Annotated in this window: 15 protein-coding genes; 4 read left to right on the plus strand and 11 right to left on the minus strand. The window is 55.6% G+C overall.

The features are described 5' to 3' along the window. Window positions 1-18 precede the first annotated feature (18 nt). Complete coding sequence (glnE, locus tag MPQ_RS08085) at window positions 19-2,754, minus strand: bifunctional [glutamate--ammonia ligase]-adenylyl-L-tyrosine phosphorylase/[glutamate--ammonia-ligase] adenylyltransferase (RefSeq protein WP_013442420.1); 2,736 nt, start codon at window positions 2,752-2,754, stop codon at window positions 19-21. 174 nt (window positions 2,755-2,928) lie between these two features. Here glnE and acs point away from each other — a divergent pair, with 174 nt between their 5' ends. After that, entirely contained in the window at window positions 2,929-4,890 is a 1,962-nt protein-coding gene (gene acs / locus MPQ_RS08090) for an acetate--CoA ligase (RefSeq protein WP_013442421.1), read from the plus strand. A 129-nt stretch (window positions 4,891-5,019) separates the two neighbouring features. On the opposite strand, the gene MPQ_RS08095 is transcribed toward acs, so the two are convergent. The 6 genes from MPQ_RS08095 to MPQ_RS08120 form a co-directional block, all read right to left on the minus strand. Continuing rightward, window positions 5,020-6,231, minus strand: coding sequence for a PepSY domain-containing protein (locus MPQ_RS08095; RefSeq protein ID WP_013442422.1), 1,212 nt, complete (start codon window positions 6,229-6,231; stop codon window positions 5,020-5,022). Continuing rightward, window positions 6,231-8,717: a TonB-dependent siderophore receptor gene (locus MPQ_RS08100; RefSeq protein WP_148225278.1), complete on the minus strand. Its 2,487-nt coding sequence runs from the start codon at window positions 8,715-8,717 to the stop codon at window positions 6,231-6,233. The genes MPQ_RS08095 and MPQ_RS08100 overlap by 1 nt, the downstream gene beginning before the upstream one ends. 102 nt (window positions 8,718-8,819) lie before the next feature. Further along, window positions 8,820-9,791, minus strand: a complete 972-nt coding sequence (locus MPQ_RS08105) for a FecR domain-containing protein (RefSeq protein ID WP_041362729.1) — start codon at window positions 9,789-9,791, stop codon at window positions 8,820-8,822. A gap of 29 nt (window positions 9,792-9,820) precedes the next feature. Beyond that, window positions 9,821-10,327 (minus strand): sigma-70 family RNA polymerase sigma factor, encoded by a 507-nt coding sequence (locus MPQ_RS08110; RefSeq protein ID WP_013442425.1) that lies wholly within the window; start codon window positions 10,325-10,327, stop codon window positions 9,821-9,823. Window positions 10,328-10,578: 251 nt separating this feature from the next. Next, on the minus strand, window positions 10,579-11,019 hold the full coding sequence (locus MPQ_RS08115) for a TIGR01244 family sulfur transferase (protein WP_013442426.1): 441 nt from the start codon (window positions 11,017-11,019) through the stop codon (window positions 10,579-10,581). A gap of 46 nt (window positions 11,020-11,065) precedes the next feature. Continuing rightward, entirely contained in the window at window positions 11,066-11,380 is a 315-nt protein-coding gene (locus MPQ_RS08120; RefSeq protein ID WP_013442427.1) for a helix-turn-helix transcriptional regulator, read from the minus strand. Between the two features lie 103 nt (window positions 11,381-11,483). Between MPQ_RS08120 and MPQ_RS08125 the strand changes: the two genes are divergently transcribed. The 3 genes from MPQ_RS08125 (at window position 11,484) to MPQ_RS08135 (ending at window position 14,616) form a co-directional block, all read left to right on the plus strand. Continuing rightward, on the plus strand, window positions 11,484-12,179 hold the full coding sequence (locus tag MPQ_RS08125; RefSeq protein ID WP_013442428.1) for an MBL fold metallo-hydrolase: 696 nt from the start codon (window positions 11,484-11,486) through the stop codon (window positions 12,177-12,179). A gap of 52 nt (window positions 12,180-12,231) precedes the next feature. Next, the gene (locus MPQ_RS08130; protein ID WP_013442429.1) at window positions 12,232-13,800 is read left to right on the plus strand and encodes a peptide chain release factor 3; all 1,569 of its coding nucleotides are present in this window, start codon (window positions 12,232-12,234) and stop codon (window positions 13,798-13,800) included. 90 nt (window positions 13,801-13,890) lie between these two features. After that, on the plus strand, window positions 13,891-14,616 hold the full coding sequence (locus MPQ_RS08135; protein WP_013442430.1) for a Crp/Fnr family transcriptional regulator: 726 nt from the start codon (window positions 13,891-13,893) through the stop codon (window positions 14,614-14,616). A 49-nt stretch (window positions 14,617-14,665) separates the two neighbouring features. On the opposite strand, the gene MPQ_RS08140 is transcribed toward MPQ_RS08135, so the two are convergent. From MPQ_RS08140 to MPQ_RS08155, 4 genes are all read right to left on the minus strand, one after another. Next, window positions 14,666-15,346, minus strand: a complete 681-nt coding sequence (locus MPQ_RS08140; protein ID WP_013442431.1) for a hypothetical protein — start codon at window positions 15,344-15,346, stop codon at window positions 14,666-14,668. Between the two features lie 29 nt (window positions 15,347-15,375). Next, on the minus strand, window positions 15,376-15,738 hold the full coding sequence (locus MPQ_RS08145) for a response regulator (RefSeq protein WP_013442432.1): 363 nt from the start codon (window positions 15,736-15,738) through the stop codon (window positions 15,376-15,378). Window positions 15,739-15,810: 72 nt separating this feature from the next. Beyond that, complete coding sequence (locus MPQ_RS08150; protein WP_041362189.1) at window positions 15,811-18,003, minus strand: ATP-binding protein; 2,193 nt, start codon at window positions 18,001-18,003, stop codon at window positions 15,811-15,813. Beyond that, entirely contained in the window at window positions 17,993-18,574 is a 582-nt protein-coding gene (locus MPQ_RS08155) for a biliverdin-producing heme oxygenase (RefSeq protein ID WP_013442434.1), read from the minus strand. Before MPQ_RS08155 ends, MPQ_RS08150 begins: the two co-directional genes overlap by 11 nt. Window positions 18,575-18,736: the final 162 nt, after the last annotated feature.

The raw sequence follows: 18,736 nt of genomic DNA on the forward strand, positions 1-18,736 counted from the left end.
TGATTGACAAGCATAACCCTAGTCCTTGAATACCTGTTGCCAGAGGCTGCGCACCGCCTCGGCATCGGCAGCAACCGCCGATAAAGGCACACGCGATTTGGTCTGCTCCTGCAAGCGGCTGGCATGTTGCAGGCTGCGATAACGCCGATATGCTTCAGCGGCAGCGTTCGCCAGCGCGGCATCTATCAGGCCCAGACTCCCCAGCTTGCCCAGCAGGCTGATATTGCCGAGGTTTTCGGTGAGCTCCAGGTGCTCGGCAGCATGCGCCAGCACCAGATACTGCACCATGAATTCCACATCAATAATGCCGCCTTCACTTTGCTTGAGATCAAACTCCGATGCGGGCACGCTATGGCTTTCGCGCATGCGGCGACGCATATTCAGCACCTCCTCGCGCAGCTTGGCCACATCGCGTGGCTGGCGTATCACCTCTTCGCGTATGCGGCTGAATGCCGCCCCTATCGCCTCATCGCCAGCACTGAAGCGGGCGCGAGTCAGCGCCTGGTGCTCCCATACCCAGGCTTTATTGCGCTGGTAGTCTTCAAATGCCTCCAGTGAGCTGACCAGCAAACCACTGGCGCCATCCGGCCGTAGCTGCAAGTCGGTTTCGTAGAGCAAGCCTGCCGAGGTCAGGCTGTTGAGCCAGGTATTGATGCGCTGGCCAAAACGGGCATAGGTATCACGTGCTTCAGGGGCATCATCGTCATACAGAAAAATGATATCCAGATCGGAAGCATAGCCCAGCTCACGCCCGCCCAGCTTGCCATAGCCGATGATGGCAAATTTTGGGGTTTCCCGATGCTTGCCGCGCAAAGTAGGCCAGATGGTATCCATGGTGGCCTGCAATACCAGATTCGCTAGCGCGCTGAGGTAATCCGACAAGGTTTGCAGTGGCAGCTCACCGGCAATATCCTGCGCGGCAAAGCGGAAAACCGCCGCATGCTTGAAATGACGCATGGTGTCCATCTGCCGCTCCACATCGCCTTCTACCTCGGCCAGACGGCGCTGCAGATCCTGGCGCATGGCATCAAAATCCGGCTCGGCATACAGGCTGCGCGTATCCAGCAATTCATCCAGCAAAATGGGGTGCTGCGTCAAATATTGCGCCAACCATGGGCTGGCGGCCACCAGCTTGACCAACAAGCTCAGCACCGCCGGGTACTCGGCCAGTAGCGCGAGATAACTGGCGCGACGGCAGATGCTTTCCAGCAGATCCAATGCCCGCGTCAGGGTCACCTGGGGGCGCTCTTCCTGGGCGGAGAGTTGAATCACCGTAGGCATCAGAATATCCAGGCGCTGCCGGCTCAGCTCGGGCAGATTGCGATAACGGCTACCCGTGTGCAAGGCATTCAGGCGACGCAAGGTATCTTCCGCATCGTCATAGCCGGCGTCGCGCAAGCGACGCACCGCTTCGCCCTCCTGCACCGCACCCTGCCAGATATCGTTGATCGGCTTCAGGGTTTGCAGATTGTTATCCTGGCGCCCCACGGCCACATCGCTAAACACCTCGCTGAAATGCACTTCGACCAGGCTGCGATGGGTTTCCAGCGCCTTGCGCAGCAGATCCCAATGCGCAAAGTGCATGCTGGTGGCAATACGTTGCTGGGCTTCCGGCGTGGTGGGCAGCTCCTGGGTCTGGGCATCCTCCACATATTGCAACCTGTGCTCCAGATCGCGCAAAAACACATAGGCTTCGCGCAGCTCGCGCACGGTACGCTCGGGCAGAATCTGCTTGTCCTGCAAGCGCTGCAGCACCGCCAGCGTCGGGCGTATCTGCAGGCTGGTATCGCGCCCGCCGCGTATCAGCTGAAATACCTGGGCAATAAATTCAATCTCGCGGATACCGCCACGCCCCAGCTTGATGTTGTCGTGCATGTCGCGCCGATTCACATCGCGCTGTATCTGCACCTTGAGATCGCGCATGGAGGCAAACGCGCCATAGTCCAGGTATTTGCGGTAGACAAAGGGCCGCAGCAAATCGGCCAGCACCTGCTCCGGTCCGGCAATCACCCGGCCCTTGATCCAGGCATAGCGCTCCCATTCACGCCCCTGGTTCTGGTAATACTCCTCCAGAAAATTCAGACTGCAGGCCAGCGGACCTTCCGAGCCGTAGGGCCGCAAGCGCATATCCACGCGGAAGACAAAGCCATCTTCGGTGACGTCATCAATCGCGGCGATCAGCTTCTTGCCCAGGCGCGCAAAGAACTCATTGTTGCTGAGGGACTTTTCCCCATTGGTTTCGCCATCCTGCTCAAAGGCAAAAATCAGGTCGATGTCCGATGACACATTCAGCTCATAGCCACCCAGCTTGCCCATGCCCACCACAATCAGCGACTGCTTGTCGCCGCGCTCGCCTATGGGTTCACCGTACTGGGCTTCCAGCCAGGGCGTGAGATGCTGCAGGGCAAAGCGCACCGCCACCTCCGCCAGTGCGCTCATGGTCTGCATCACTTCATCGAGATCGGCAAGATCATTCAGATCCCGCGCAATCACCCGCAACATCACCCGCTGGCGCAGGCCGCGCAGGGCATGCTTGAGACTGGTCTCATCCGTCACTGTGCATTTCGAAAGATAGAGCCGCATGTAATCCGCACGCCATGGCAGCATGATTTCCGCATCCAGCTCCTGCAATAGCTCAGGGTATCGGGTCAGCAGACGCTGGCAAAACGGGCTGCAGCGCACGGTATGGCGCACCCATTGCGTCGTCTGGCGGCCATCATGTTCATCAGAGAGAATTTGCGAGAGTGTTTGCATCAAAAATCAGCTTGGCTGGTGGTATTATGTGGAAGATTTTTTTCGTTACCTTTTGTAACAGTTGAAGAATAACCCAAAAACAGGCCGGGCTGGGGCTGGCGACCATCAGGTCTAGCCACCCTCATCACCAGGCCGCTGATAACACAACGATAAGTGCTTGCTGGAGATCTCTGAATGTCATCGATTGAAACCGTTCTGACCGAAACCCGCGTTTTCCCCCCACAGGAGGCCTTCAAGCAGGCAGCCACCATTTCAGGTCTGGAACAATACACCGCGCTTTGCCAGCAGGCCGAGCAGGATTACCCCGGCTTCTGGGCTGCGCTCGCGCAAAAGGAGCTGGATTGGCACAAGCCATTCACCGCCGTGCTGGATGAAGCCAATGCGCCTTTCTACCGCTGGTTTCACGATGGCGAACTGAATGCCTCCTACAACTGCCTGGACCGTCATCTTTCCACCCGCGGTGACAAAGCTGCACTGATTTTCGAAGCCGACGACGGCACGGTCACCACCGTCACCTATCGCCAGTTACACCAGCGCGTTTGCCGCTTTGCCAATGCCCTGAAAAAACAAGGGGTAGGCAAAGGTGATCGCGTGATCATCTATCTGCCTATGAGCGTGGAAGCCATTGTCGCCATGCAGGCCTGTGCCCGTATCGGCGCCATTCACTCCGTGGTGTTTGGCGGCTTCTCATCCAAGAGCCTGCACGAGCGCATTACCGATGTCGGTGCCAAGCTGGTGATCACCTCCGATGGCCAGATGCGTGGCGGCCGCGCCATGCCGCTGAAACCGGCCGTGGACGAAGCCTTGAGCTTTGGCGGTTGCGAAGCCGTGACCAGCGTGATTGTGTACAAGCGCACCGGCGGCGATGTCACCTGGAATACGCGTGACTTGTGGTGGCATGATCTGGAAAGCGCAGAATCCGATTACTGCGAGCCAACCTGGGTCAATGCCGAGCATCCGCTATTCATTCTCTATACCTCAGGCTCCACCGGCAAACCCAAGGGCGTGCAGCATTCCACTGGCGGCTATCTGCTGGGTGCGGTCATGAGCATGAAATGGGTATTCGACCATAAAGCCACGGATATTTTCTGGTGCACGGCCGATGTGGGCTGGATTACCGGCCATAGCTATGTCGCCTATGGCCCGCTGGCGCTGGGCAGCACGCAAGTCGTGTTTGAAGGCGTGCCGACTTACCCCGATGCTGGTCGCTTCTGGCAGATGATCGAAAAGCACAAGGTCAGCGTGTTTTACACCGCGCCCACGGCGATTCGTTCGCTGATCAAGCTGGGCGGCGATTTACCGAATAATTACGATCTTTCCAGCCTGCGCCTGTTGGGCACAGTGGGCGAGCCCATCAACCCTGAGGCCTGGATGTGGTATCACAAAACCGTGGGCCGCGAGCGCTGCCCGATTGTGGATACCTGGTGGCAAACCGAAACCGGCGCGCACATGATTGCCCCGCTGCCCGGTGCCATCAATGCCAAGCCCGGCTCCTGCACCCGTCCCCTGCCTGGCATCATGATGGATATCGTCAATGAAGATGGCAGCCATATTGATGGCACTGGCGGTGGTCTGCTGGTAGTGAAGAAGCCATGGCCATCCATGATACGCACCATCTGGAATGACCCGGAGCGCTTCAAGAAATCCTATTTCCCCGAAGAACTGAAAGGCGTTTACCTCGCCGGTGACTCAGCCCACCGTGACGATGATGGCTATTTCTGGATCATGGGCCGCATTGACGATGTGCTGAATGTTTCCGGTCACCGCCTCGGCACCATGGAAATTGAATCCGCGCTGGTAGCCCATCCGCTGGTGGCGGAGGCTGCCGTGGTCGGCAAGCCGCATGAGATCAAGGGCGAATCCATCGTCGCTTATGTAGTGCTGAAAGGCGCCCGTCCGGAAGGCGATGAGGCCAAGCAGGTCGTGGCGCAGCTGCGTGACTGGGTCGGCAAGGAAATCGGCCCCATCGCCAAGCCCGATGAAATCCGCTTTGGCGATAACCTGCCCAAGACCCGCTCCGGCAAGATCATGCGCCGCCTGCTGCGCTCGCTGGCCAAGGGCGAGGAAATCACCTCCGATATTTCCACGCTGGATAATCCGGCCATTCTGGAACAGCTGAAGCAGGCTGTTTCCTGATAAGCCGCCATCACAGGCTGACGTAAACGTCATGCATAGAAAAGCCGCAGCTATCTGCGGCTTTTTTATTGGCTTAATTGATTTGGGCTATGACCGATGCCGTCTTTCTCATGCAATTGGCTGCTCATGCTATCTGGCAACGCGTCTTGATTGCTTGCCATAGCGTTTCCTCCACCAGATCAACACTCCCGTCACAGAGACCAGCACCAGGGCCAGGCCGCAGAAACTTACAAACACGCGGTAAGGCAGCCCAAACACCTGCCCCATGTGCAGCGCCCCCAGCCAGTTGCTGACGGTATTTCCGGCCTTGTCGCCCGTGGGCAGCCACCAGCCTTTGATCTCTCCCGTTGCAGCATCCATCAGTATCGCCGTGTTACCACGATCACTGCGCAGATCCGCATTGCTATGCACAAAATACGCATATAGCCCGCGCTGCCTGTCGAGCCGCAAGCGGTCTTCAAAATCCACCTTGTGCCCACGCTCGGCACTGAATCGCTGCATGGCCTGACGCGCCATGGCATGCGCCTGAGGCCACGGCATGGGCTCGCGGCTGAGAGGCTGCGCCAGTGGCGGAATGGAGCGCCATGAAAGATCAAAATCAAACATGGTTTTCATCACCGGCATATACACCTGCTCACGCAGATTGAACATGACACTGGACCAGGCAAACATCAGCAATACCAGGCATAGCCACAAGCCAAACGCGCGATGCAGATCAAAGTTGATGCGGGTAGCACCGGCCTGCCATTTGATCAGCCAGGCCGGTTTCCATCGGCTCAGATAGGACGATTTGGCCGCTTGTTGCCGACGCGGCAAGGTGAGATAAAAAGCGACCATGCTATCCAGCGTCCATAGCACGGCGATGATCCCGAAAATCAGCCGCCCGCTGTTACCCGGCAAGGCCAGCGAGTAATGCAATTTATAGAGAAAGCCCACCAGCGTTTCGCGCTGAAACAGGCTGTCGCCGCGCAGTCGCATCCCCAGCCTGGCGCCGGTTTGCGGATGCAAGAACAACTCATCAGCCAGCAATGGTGCAGCTTTGCCATCGACAGATGGACCTGGGCTCAACCGGAACGCAGCGGATTCACCAGCTTCCACATGCAACAGCAATTCATCCACCAGCATGCCAGCAGGCGCCTGCCGCTGGGCAGCCTCGCGCAGTGCATAGGCATTCAGCGGCGCACGCCCCGCCTGCCATGCCGGGTGCAGCGAATGTGGATTGAGCCAGCCATCGACCTCCTCCTCAAACGCGATGATCGCCCCGGTAAACCCGGCCACCACCAGAAAAACCGCCATCGCCAGGCCTACCCAGCGATGCCAGATAACAAGATACGCGCGCATTACCAGCTATAGGTCAGCGTGCCTATGACATTACGGCGGTAGCCCCATTTGCAGGCATCGCCAGAATAGCCACAGGTAGCGACATACTCCTTATCGAATAGATTGCTGGCATTCAGGGCAACCCTCCACCCCTTCCACTGCTCGCCCAATCCGGCCAGATCATAATGCATAGCGGCATCAACCAAGGTATAAGACGGCACCTTAAAAGTATTGCCGTCATCTCCGTAACTGCTTCCGATATAACGCAAACCGACACTTATAGACGCACCAGCGAGAAAGGATGCAGGCAGTCGATAATCTGCCCATAGGGTAGCCACATGACGCGGCACATTTTTGGGTTCTTTGCCCTCTATCACAATTCCTTGCGCAGTTACATTATTGCTTTTGGTAACCTCGGGCAGAGTATAAGCGTAGCTACTCACCAGCGAAATCGTATCCAGGGTAGTTTTGTACTCTACCTCAATCCCACGGGATTGCACTTCGCCCTGCTGAACCTGGTAATTGGCGTGATTCGTATCCTGCGTTGTGACATTTTGACGGCGCAGATCAAACAAGGAAACGGTCATCATGCTGTTACTGCCCTGCGGTTGGTAACGTACCCCAACTTCATACTGTTTACCGGTTTCCGGAGCAAAAGCGGTGCCGGCAAAGGTAGTGCCAATCACAGGAAGGAAAGATTCCGTATAGCTAGCGTATGGTGCTAGACCATTACTAGCAAGATAAACCAGACCGGCACGCCATGTCTCTGCGGTATCGCGCTGCTCGGAAGATGCCGCAGGGTTCCGCAAATTATCGGTTTCCATACGTGCCCAGTCTTTACGGCCTCCCAGCGTGGCTACCCATGCCTTATCCATTTTGATCTGGTCTTGGATGTACAAACCGTTTTGACGCAATTTTTGATCAAAATGGGCATTTTCAACCAGATTGATTGCAGTGGCGCCATACACAGGTTCATAAATATCCAGAGTGCCTGCGCTGCCTGCCGTTCGACGGACGCTATTTTCCATTCGCTGATTATCCAGCCCGACCAGCAAGGTGTGCTCAAACATCCCATGCGACCATTTGGCCTGCATGTGATTGTCCAGAGCAAGATTGTCGACATGCTCATCGTAGCCACCTACCGCACGGTTTGCAGTCCGCTGATCTGCCCGCAAGCCTGTGAGATAGGTGGAAATAGAATCTGTTTGCATACGCTGATACCGCAGGTTCTGGCGGAAGGTAAACGTATCATTGAAGATATGTTCGAACTGATAACCCATGGAATAACGCTCTTGTTGGTATTTATCCAAACCAGGTTCGCCCAGAAAACGGCTGGTGGATACTTTGCCATATGCGCTGCTATAACGAGTTCCAATACGCGGCCATGCCTGATAGCCCTGACCGCGGTCGATCTTCTGATAATCCGTCAGAATGGTGAGTGACGTATTGTCATTAGGTCGCCATGTGAGAGCAGGAGCAATAAATGTCCGGTCGTCCGTCACATAATCCACCTGCGTTTGGCTATCCCGCACGAGACCCGTCAGACGGTAGCTCCACGTACCATCCTCCGTCAGCAAGCCTCCAAAATCTCCCGCCAGCTGCTTGTTGTCATAACTTCCAAGGGTAAGCTGCAACTCATGCAAGGGCCTATCGGTAGGCCGTTTGCTCACCAGATTGATCAGGCCTCCCGCCCCCCCCTGGCCATACAGAATGGAAGATGGGCCACGTAGCACTTCAATCCGCTCCAGGCCATAAGGCTCAACCACTGTGCCACCTTGATTGTTAAAAGCATAAGAACGCAAACCATCGCGATATTGATCACGACCTGTGGCATCAAAGCCGCGAATGGAGATGGTATCAGCTCGTGGATCAGGACCATTGGCTTCTGCCATCACACCCGCCGTATATCGCAAGGCATCGCTTACAGACTGCACATTCTGCATATCCATTTGCTCGCGCGTCACCACCGCAATCGATTGCGGTGATTCAATAACTGCGGTATCGGTTTTAGTGGCGGTCAGGCTGCGCTTGGCAACATAGCCTTTGGCTGGCCCCGTGGGGCTCTCCTGTTCCGCCGCGGCACTGACTTTCACCTCAGGCAGTTGCTCGGCCTTGGAAGAAGGTTGGGGGTGTGCTTCTGCCTTGCGCAGCGTATATCCGCCATCGCCCAGGGTTGCGGCCTCCAGCCCGGTATTCGCCAGCAAGGCAGCCAAACCGGCGTTTACCGTATAGCGACCTTGCAGACCGGCACTCTGGCGGCCTGCAGTCAAGGCACCATCCACGGACAGGGCAATACCCGCCTCGGCGGCAAACTGGCTCAGCACCCGGCTAAGCGAGCCTGCCGGAATCTGATACTGGCGGGCATTGGATGCCTGCTGCTCCGCAGCCTGGGCAATTTGACTCAGAGGCAGAGTGATGAGGCTTAACGGTAGCGCCAGCAATGTCAGCTGAACGGCATTGACGATGCGCTTCCTGGAAAAGCGCCCCTGTGTGTGACGATGTTGCATGAATTCCCCTTTAATGAAATTGATTCGGCAAAGCTTCATCTGTATTGCCAATCGAAATCAAAAAAGGGGAACCAGGCTGGCAAATTATTTTTGAGGCATGGCTCAACCCGACAATGATGCAGGCTCCAGCGTTACCCACCACGGCAGCAGGCGATGCACACGCACAGGCAAGGTTTGCTCGAGCAGGTGTAGCGCCCGATCCGTATCTTGCAATGGGAACGCACCCACGAGGCGCAAATGGGATAAGGCGGGATCGTAGCCCAGATGGCCACGGCGGTAGCGTTCAAGGCGGGAAACAAACTCCGGCAATGGCAGGTTGTCTGCCACCAGCATGCCATGCGTCCACGACTCCATGGCAGGGTCTGCTTCGTGGGCGGGCCGGATGGATATACCGTCAAAACTGCTCTGCTCGCCCGCTTGTACGATCAGGCCAGGCTGTCCGGCCTGCGGCAGGCGTATGGCAACAGCGCCTTCAAACACGGCCACATGCGAGCGCTGGCCGTCATCCAGCACATTAAACCGGGTGCCGAGCGCCTGCAGCTCTCCATGCCGGGTGGAAATCAGGAAGGGACGGCCGGGCTGCATGGGGTCGGTGGCGGTCTGCACCCAGACCTCACCGGCGATCAATTCGATGCGACGTTCTTTGCTGCTGTAATGCATGTTGATGGCACTTGCGGTATTCATCCACAAGATGCTGCCATCCGCCAATTGCATACGGCGGCGTTCGCCGATGCGGGTGGTATGTTGTGCCATGAGGATTCCTGACCATTGCTGAACGGCTGGCTGCCGCGCGATACCCCAGCCGCCTGCGCTCAGCAGGCAGAGGGCCATGATGGATTTGACTGCGCGACGACGGCCCTGGCTTATGGTGCGCAAGGTCTGGCGCGCAGCATCATCTTCCACGTGTTGAAATTTGCGCAGGACGCCTTCTACCTGCTGCCATGCCATGCGATGGGTGTTGTCTTGCTCCAGCCATGCCTGCCAGGTGGCACGTTGTTGTGCGTCAAACTCTCCCGCATGCAGCATGGCAAACCATTCTGCAGCCTGCTGCAGGGTGGCATACGAGGGGCTCATGCTGTCATGACGTTCCTGAAGCATGTCCATTAAAGTGGCTTGCTCAGCGTGAGGCATGCCAGCATGGCTTGTGCCATGTATTTTTTGATCATGCGTTCCGAAACCCCGAGTTCAATGGCGATATCGGCGTACTTCATGCCATCCATCTGCGACAGCAGAAAGGCCTGGCTGACTTTGGCGGGCAGACCGGCCAACATACGCTCGATCTCGAACAAGGTTTCCAGCACCAGCAATCGCTGCTCCACCGAAGGCACCATGGACTCTGGCAACTGCATCAAGGCATCCAGGTAAGCCTGCTCGATCTCGCGACGCCGCCAGTGATTCACCACCAGGCCATGGGCAACCCGTGTCAGATAGGCGCGCGGCTCAAGGATGGTCTGCTGCATGGGCGAAGACATGATGCGCACGAAAACGTCCTGCGCCAGGTCGGCAGCCTGATGGTTGCAGCCCAGTTTGCGACGCAACCAGCCTGAAAGCCAGCCGTGATGATCGTGATACAGGGTATGAACGGTGTCCGAAACAAAACCTGAAGACATGACAATAATGTATCAAATGAGAATTATTATCATATTAGAGTTAATAGTCGACAAAGTCAAAAACAGCGTCTGTGTTCAAGAGAAAAATACTGGCCAAGCTGTGTTACAGGCGACATTTACACCCTGGGGACGAGGCTTTTACTGCACAAGCTGGGGCCAAGCAATCACGTTAAAGCGCATGTTATTAAGTCAAGGAACCCGATGAGAAAGCGGTGCCGAAACCACCCGGACGCAACGCGATGACTTGCTGCTTATCGATCCTTTTCCTTGTGCCATAAAGACCGGATCAGGTCTTTGGCTTTGCTCCACGGGCTGGGCGTGTTGGCGCCTGCATATTGTTTATCTTGCGGGTATAGCATTTTTGCCCGCAGATACAGGGTACTGGCACGGTTGCCACTCCGGCAGAAACCCAATATGGGCCGCGGCGCATGGGCGATCAGATGTTTGTATTCCGCCACCTGCTGCGCCGTGATCTGATTGGAAATGACCGGAAATGCAATAAACTGCAAGCCAGCGGCCTCGGCAGCCGCCCGCAGCACGGGTGTTGTCGGCTGGCTGGCGCCATCCTCACCATCCGGTCGATTATTGATCAGGGTTTTATAACCGGCCGCCACAATCTCAGGGATATCGTCCACCATTACCTGAGTGCAATGACTGAATGCGTCGTCTACTTTTACAGGATGAATCGCCATGATGCTTCCTCCTAAGTGTTAACAAACGGCCGGAAAAACATTCCCCCTACCCTGCTGCTTGGCAAAATTGCTGATACAACACCTGCATGACCGCCAGCGCAGGGCCGGGCACAATCTGGTAGTAAATCTTCTTGCCATCGCGACGGGTAGTCACCAGCCCCTCTTCCCTTAATACGGTGAGCTGCTGCGAAAGCGTTGGCTGACGAATGTCCAGCATACTCTCAAGCTCGCTGACACACAGCTCCTGCTGAGTCAGCTGGCATAAAAGCATGAGGCGATCGGCATTAGCGAGTATGCGCATCAGGCGACTGGCTGCCTCCGCAGATTGATGCATGGCAGGAAGATCAATGGCAACGGACATGAAATACAGCTTCCAATCATAGGGTTAGTTGAATCTTCAATATTATATATTTTCATATAATATGTGTTAGTATTTTTTAAAGACCCCTCATCAGGAGCAAGTGATGTTCCGCCAGTTATTCGAGCCCAACTCCTCTACCTATACCTATCTGATTACCGATGGCGATCAAGCCCTGCTGATCGACCCCGTCATTACCGAAATCGATATTTACCTCGCCCTGCTGGCAGAGCACCAGCTGGAACTGGCATGGACGCTGGAAACCCATGTGCATGCCGATCACATCACGGCAGGCGGTGAGTTGCGCCAACGCATAGGCTCGCGCAGCGCTGTCGGCGCCTTATGCGGTGCCAGCGCTGCAGACCGGCAATTGAAAGATGGCGACACCGTCGAGCTTGGCAACGAGCGGCTTCAGGTCATTGCGACGCCCGGCCATACGCCCGGCAGCGTGTCTTTTCTGTGGAAAGATCGGGTATTTACTGGTGATTCACTGCTCATTAATGGGTGCGGACGCACCGACTTCCAGGGCGGCGATGCCGGCGTGCTTTACGACAGCATCAGCCAACGTCTTTTCACGCTGCCGGATGAAACCCTGGTCTACCCCGGGCATGATTATCAGGGGCGCCGCGTCAGCTGCATCGGGCAGGAAAAAACCATCAATCCGCGGCTGGCGGGCAAGTCTCGTGAGGCTTTTATCGAGATCATGGCATCGCTCGATTTGCCCAAACCGCGCCTGATCGATATCGCCGTGCCAGCGAACCGGCGTTGCGGGGTCGATGAAGAAGTGGCACCGCAGGGCTGAGCAGCAAGACAGGGTATAATGGCGATCTTTCTTCACGCCTTTTGCCCTTGTCATGAGCCAGTCCGAGATTCAACGCCGCCGTACCTTTGCCATTATTTCCCACCCGGATGCGGGTAAAACCACCCTCACCGAAAAACTGCTGTGGTTCGGTGGCGCCATTCAGGTCGCCGGTGAAGTGCGTGGGCGCAAAGCCGCACGCCATGCCACCTCCGACTGGATGGAACTGGAAAAGCAACGTGGCATCTCGGTCACATCATCGGTAATGCAGTTTCCCTACCGCGAACACATGATCAATCTGCTGGATACCCCCGGCCACGATGACTTTTCGGAAGATACCTATCGCACCCTCACCGCCGTCGACTCGGCCGTCATGGTGATCGACTCGGTAAACGGCGTGGAAGCGCAGACCATCAAGCTGCTGAATGTATGCCGCATGCGCGATACACCTATCCTCACCTTCATCAACAAACTGGACCGCGAGAGCCGTGCGCCGATTGAGTTGCTGGACGAAATTGAGTCCACCCTGGGCATGCAATGCGCGCCCATGACCTGGCCTATCGGTATGGGCAAAAGCTTCCGTGGCGTATATCACCTCTATAACGACAGCATTTCCTTCTTTGATCCACATGCGGAAAAAGGTACCTCGGAAACCATTAAGGGGCTGGATAATCCGCGCCTGGACGAACTGATAGGCTCGCAGGCAGAAGAGTTGCGCATTGATGTTGAGCTGGTGCGTGGCGCTTCCAGCACCTTTGATAAAGAAGCCTATCTCTCGGGCAAGCAAACCCCGGTATTTTTTGGCTCGGCCATTAACAACTTTGGCGTGCAATCGCTGCTGGATGCGGTAGTTGAGCTGTCCCCCTCGCCCCTGCCCCGCAATACCGCCAGCCGTGAAGTGGCGCCCGGCGATGCCAAGTTTTCGGGCTTTGTGTTCAAGATCCAGGCCAATATGGACCCCAAGCATCGCGACCGTATCGCCTTCTTGCGCGTATGTTCCGGCCGCTTTGAGCGCGGCATGAAAATCAAGCAGGTTGCCAGCGGCAAGATGCTGGCAGTGAATAACGCCATTACCTTCATGGCGCAGGACCGCAACACCACCGACGAAGCCTGGGCAGGCGATATTATCGGCATTCCCAATCACGGCACGGTCAAGCTCGGCGATACCTTTACCGAAGGCGAAGACCTCAAGTTCACCGGCATTCCCTCATTCGCGCCTGAGTTTTTCCGCCGTGCCCGACTGAAGAATCCGCTTAAGATGAAGCAACTGCAAAAAGGCCTGCAGCAGCTGGCGGAAGAAGGCGCTTCGCAATTATTCCGCCCGCTGATGAGCAACGATCTGATTCTGGGCGCTGTTGGTACCTTGCAGTTTGATGTGGTGGCCCACCGCCTTGAGCATGAATACGGCGTGGATGTGGTATTTGAAAGTTACGACTGTTCTACCGCACGCTGGTTGCGCGGATCGGATGCCGATCTCAAGGCGATTGCCGACAAGTATGGCTTCAACGTTGCGCTGGATGGTGCCAACGAGTATGTTTACCTGGCGCCTAACCGCGTCAATCTGCAGATGGCACAAGAGCGTTACCCGGACATTCAATTTCTGGAAACCCGCGAAATTTTCTGATGTCAGAACGCTAGCTGAGCATTACCGTTTAAGCAGGATCATCGTTCAACTCTCGACTGATAATACGAGAGATCATCAGGGGGTAATACCATGTGTGCAGAAAAATGCCGATTGCGCGAACTGGATATTTTCAAACCCAACACCGCGCAAGAGTTGGAGTTCATGAAGAGCATCCGCTTGCGTAACGTCAAGTTCCCAGCGGGTAAAACCATCGTCAACGAGCGGGCATCCAGTGCTCAGCTCTACACCTTGCTTGAGGGCTGGGCTATCCGGCACAAAACCCTCAAGAATGGCCGTCGCCAGATACTCAACATCATGTTCCCTGGCGATCTGATTGGCCTGCAGCAGAACCTGCTGGACGAGAGCACCAGCAGTGTGGAAGCGATTACTGAAGTCGAATTATGCGAGCTGGATAAAAACAAGCTGTGGCTGCTTTACCAGTCGTTTCCATCCCTCGCCTATGACATCACCTGGATCTGTGCGCATGAAGAACAGATTGTGGATGACAATCTGCTGAATGTCGGGGCGCGTTCGGCCGTGGAAAAAATTGCCATGCTGATTCTGCATGTGTTCAAGCGTTACCGGGCGCTCTACCCCGAAGCGGGCAAAGTCATTCCGTTTCCACTGAACCAGCAGGATGTTGCCGATGCGCTGGGGCTTTCACTGGCGCATACCAACAAGTCATTGAAAAAACTGGAGAAGCTCGGCTTGCATAGAATTCAGGATGGCAAACTGACCATCATGAATGAAAAAGCGCTGGCAACCGTGGCGGATTACTTCGAATCACCGATCGCGCCTAGGCCACTGATCTGCTGATGCAATACCTCCGGGGCCATGCCAGCGCCCCGGATCAAATGGCTTGAAACTAGGCTTTTTTCGTCAGCCAGGACATCTTGATGCTCTGCGGGCCGATATCAAACGCGACATCTGCATCGTCCGCCAATAGCTGCAGGGCAGCACGGTCAATAATGGCATTCGGAGCATCCACTGGGCGCTGCGCGTTAACATCATAAAGGGGATGCGTGATCACAATCTCCAAGCGCCTGGGGTCCTGAAAATGGATATGCAGATCGATAGGCTGCTGGGCATGATCCTCGATGTAACACAACAAGCCCAGCCATGCATACAAAAAGGGCGATTCGCGCACCAGGGCATAATCCACGCCGGTATCCTCTGGCAGCCGCTCAACCGAGATATTGCGCAGGGTCAGAAATCCTGACATGAGCTTGAGGCCCGACGCCACAATATCCTCAGGCAAGGCTTCGTTGTCGCTGGATTCATCCCATATACTCAGGGCGCGAATGCCCAATACCGCTTCTTCCAGTTGCAGGTCTATCTTGTTCAGACGCTCCAGCGTCTTGCCTTTATCAAGCACATCTTTTTCAAGACTGCGCCGCATGATGGAGTGATTCATGCGGCTGACGGAAATCGGCCCCAGCAGATTATGGCGCAACACCGAAAATACCTTGAGGAATACATGATGCCGTATGCCCGCCAATTGCCAGTGAGTACGTGACGATGCTGACTCTTGTATTGTTGTCGTCATTCTTCTTCCCTTCGTCGTAAAGTCCGCGATTAAGCGGTACTGCTCAGAATGCGGTTCAGCACAGCGAGGTCTATTGGTTTTTCCAGGTAATGATCAAATACCTTGGTCGCCTCGACGGCTGCCGCATCTTTTGCTGAGTGTCCGCTGACGGCGATAAATCGCGTGTTTGGCCCCAGTCGTTTATCCTGCAATTGCTTCAACAACACCAGCCCATGCATATCTGGCAAATTCAGGTCCATGAATACCAGATCAAATGCCCCATCATTCAGTTTTTGCATGGCGGATTGCCCATTCACCACCCACTCCACTTCATGCCCTAATAGTTCCAGCAACTCTTTAAAGGTAGCCCCTGCTTCAGGGTAATCTTCCACAATCAGAATACTTTTTTTCATGACCCCTGCAGTTCTATTCTAACGGTTTGATTTTATATATATTTTACATTTATAAGTTTTATATTTTTGAATCTAATGCGAAATTCTTTGCGCGGCTTCATCCCCCAGAATCGTGCACGGCAAATGCACAATAAAACACACATAGCCTTCCGCATGTTCGTAGCGGATATCCCCCTGATGGGCCGCGATGATCTGGTGGGCAATATAGAGCCCCAGCCCCAGGCCAGACTTGTTACGCTCACTTACTCCCTGCCGGCGCTTGAAGGGGTCAAACAACACGCCTACCGTCTCGGCCGGGATTTCCGGGCCGGCATTTTTCACATGAAGGTTAACTTTCTCCATATCCCGACTCAGCAAAACCCTCACCGGCTGGCCTGCCAGCCCATGGTGACGGGCATTACTGAGCAAGTTGGATAGCACCTGTGCAATACGGTCGGCATCCACCTGCGCTTCTATGTTGTCCGGGATATCGGCCTCTACCTGAATATCCGGATATGCGGTGACATGCTCAGCCAGCATGTCACGCACCAACAGCGATATATCGGTAGGCTGTATATCCAGCGGCAATCCCAGCCCGGCCTGCAAACGGCTCATGTCCAGCACCTGATGCACCAATCGTTTCATGCGCATGCTGGAATTCTTGATACGCTCGCCCAGCTTGTTCGAACTCGCCCCATCCTGCATTTCCAGCATTTGCGCCGCCATGGTGATGGAGTTGAGCGGATCGCGCAAATCGTGGCCCAGCATGGCCATGAGCTGGATACGGTGACGCTCGTTGCGGGCATTATGGGCATTGCAGGTTTTCAATAAATCCATACGCAATTCCTGGGCCATGGCCACATCGAGCGGACTCCAGGCCTCAGATTGCCCTTGAACGGTCTCTTTCCACTCTGCAAAGGAGCCGCGCGGCGTCAACCTTGGTCCCAGGGGGCCTATCTTGTATTGCTTCTCCGGCTTGCCGCCCCAGCGTATGGTATGGATGAGTTCGCGCCGGATAAACAGCAGCCAGCTCTTGTGCACCTTATCAATCGAGATTGCCATGACACCGCAGATATCGCCCATGACCGAACGCAGATTGGCGGGGACATCTTCGACCTTGTGGGTGGCATATACATCGGGCAGCGACTGATTCAGCCAGAATAGCCAGGCCCGTATGAATGCCTCGGGGACGTCACCAGTGACGGCGCTTTTGCCATCGTAACTGATCACGGCTGCATCCGAGGGGATCAAGCCTGCCATGTCCCCGATCGCACTGCGCAGCTGGCTTCCAAAATCTTCAGCGTCCATCAGCGCTGGCAACAGGGTCACACGCAATTCGGCGACCTGTTCACGGCGGGTATGCGCTTCAACGGCTTGCAGGCGCTGTATTTCAGACGAGAGTATGGTGCCCAGCATATGGCAGCTCATACGCACTTCGCGGCTGATACGATGGGGCTGCATGTGATGGCAGGCAATCATGCCCCACAGCTGCCCATCAATCACAATAGAAATACTCATGGAGGCGGCAACCCCCATGTTCTGCAAATATTCAATATGAATGGGTGAGACGCTACGCAGCTGGCAAAAACTCATGTCCAGCGGCGGCATGCCGGGCCTCTGCAACAAGGTGACCGGCGGCTCATCCACGTCGGCAATCAGCCGCAGGGTATTCAGCAAATACAGACGCCTGGCCTGTTGCGGAATATCCGCCGCAGGATAGCGTCGACCTCGCCAATCCTCCAGGCTTGAATGACGAGCCTCGGCGACAACTTCGCCACTGCCATCCTGGCGGAAGCGATAGGCCATGACCCGGTCAAATCCCGTCAACTCCCGGTAGTGGTCGGTGACGCGCTGCAAAAGAGTTTCAATATCGGTCTGGTCACGCAGATCATTCAATAACTGCTGAAAATGCGTGGAAAAAAACACATGCTGATCAGAGCCAGCGAGGACCGGCTCAATTTCTGCCACCACCATATCGCCAGCCGCCACATGCAGCATCAGTTCAAATACCCCATGCGGCGCGTGTATATGGCAAACCCGGGTGTTTTGCCGCGATACCAGATAGTCTGAAATCAATGAGGCCGCGCCGGTGAGCTTTGACAGATGGTGCGCCTGCAGTGACTGCCCCAGCAGCGGCACATCGCCCAGAAACTCTGCGGCATTCTCACTGCAATATTGCAAGGTGCCGTCCAGATCAAACGCCAGCAATGCGCCATAGGATTGAATGGCGCCTGCCAAATGAATGGGCTCCTGATCGCAATTCTGCAAATTGACACTAATTTGCATGGCTAGCCTGAACGAGAGTAGATGGGTGATAGATATTCAAACACAAGGCAAAAGCATCGCGTGCGCCTTGTTCGGCGGCTGCTTCTCCTGCCTCATCCAGGCATTGAGTATCCAGCGCATGGGCAAAGGCCTGCCATGGCGTGCGCCCATGGCTAAGTGCCAGCCTGAAGAAATGCGGTATGCGATCGGGGGCGATTTGCGCGATGCGTGGGTATAACGCGATAGCGCCGAGCATGGAGCCTTCAATTACGTACTGCGTCCCCCACCGATAGCCAGTGAGAGACGCGGCAGATATTGGCAAGGCTGGCGACGGATCAACATGCATGTGCGCGGGAGCAGGCAGCTCCAGATCAACACAAAGCGCACGCAATCTGCGCAGGTTGGATTCAGCGACATGCGCAGGCAAGGGATCAGGCATGGCATGTATCTGGGGAAGCATTTGCAGCAGCCAGGCATGAAAAAGGCCGAGATGATCCAGCACATCAGCATAGGCAGCCTGTGGAGCCGATATGCGGAGGCGAGCATCCAACTCGCGATGCAAGGGCTGCGTGGCGGTACGCAAACGCTGCATCAGCTGAGAGACTCCATTCTTACTGCGGGCAGAGACCGTCAAGCATGTAGCCTTTCCTGTTTTTTGAATTGTTATTTTTTGGATAATTATAGGGAAAGTAGGAATTGTCCGATATGTCATTTGACATAGTGCATTCGGACTAACGATCAAGTGGGAATTCAA

Origin of the sequence: Methylovorus sp. MP688 (genome assembly GCF_000183115.1) — a bacterium.
Taxonomy (GTDB): domain Bacteria; phylum Pseudomonadota; class Gammaproteobacteria; order Burkholderiales; family Methylophilaceae; genus Methylovorus; species Methylovorus glucosotrophus.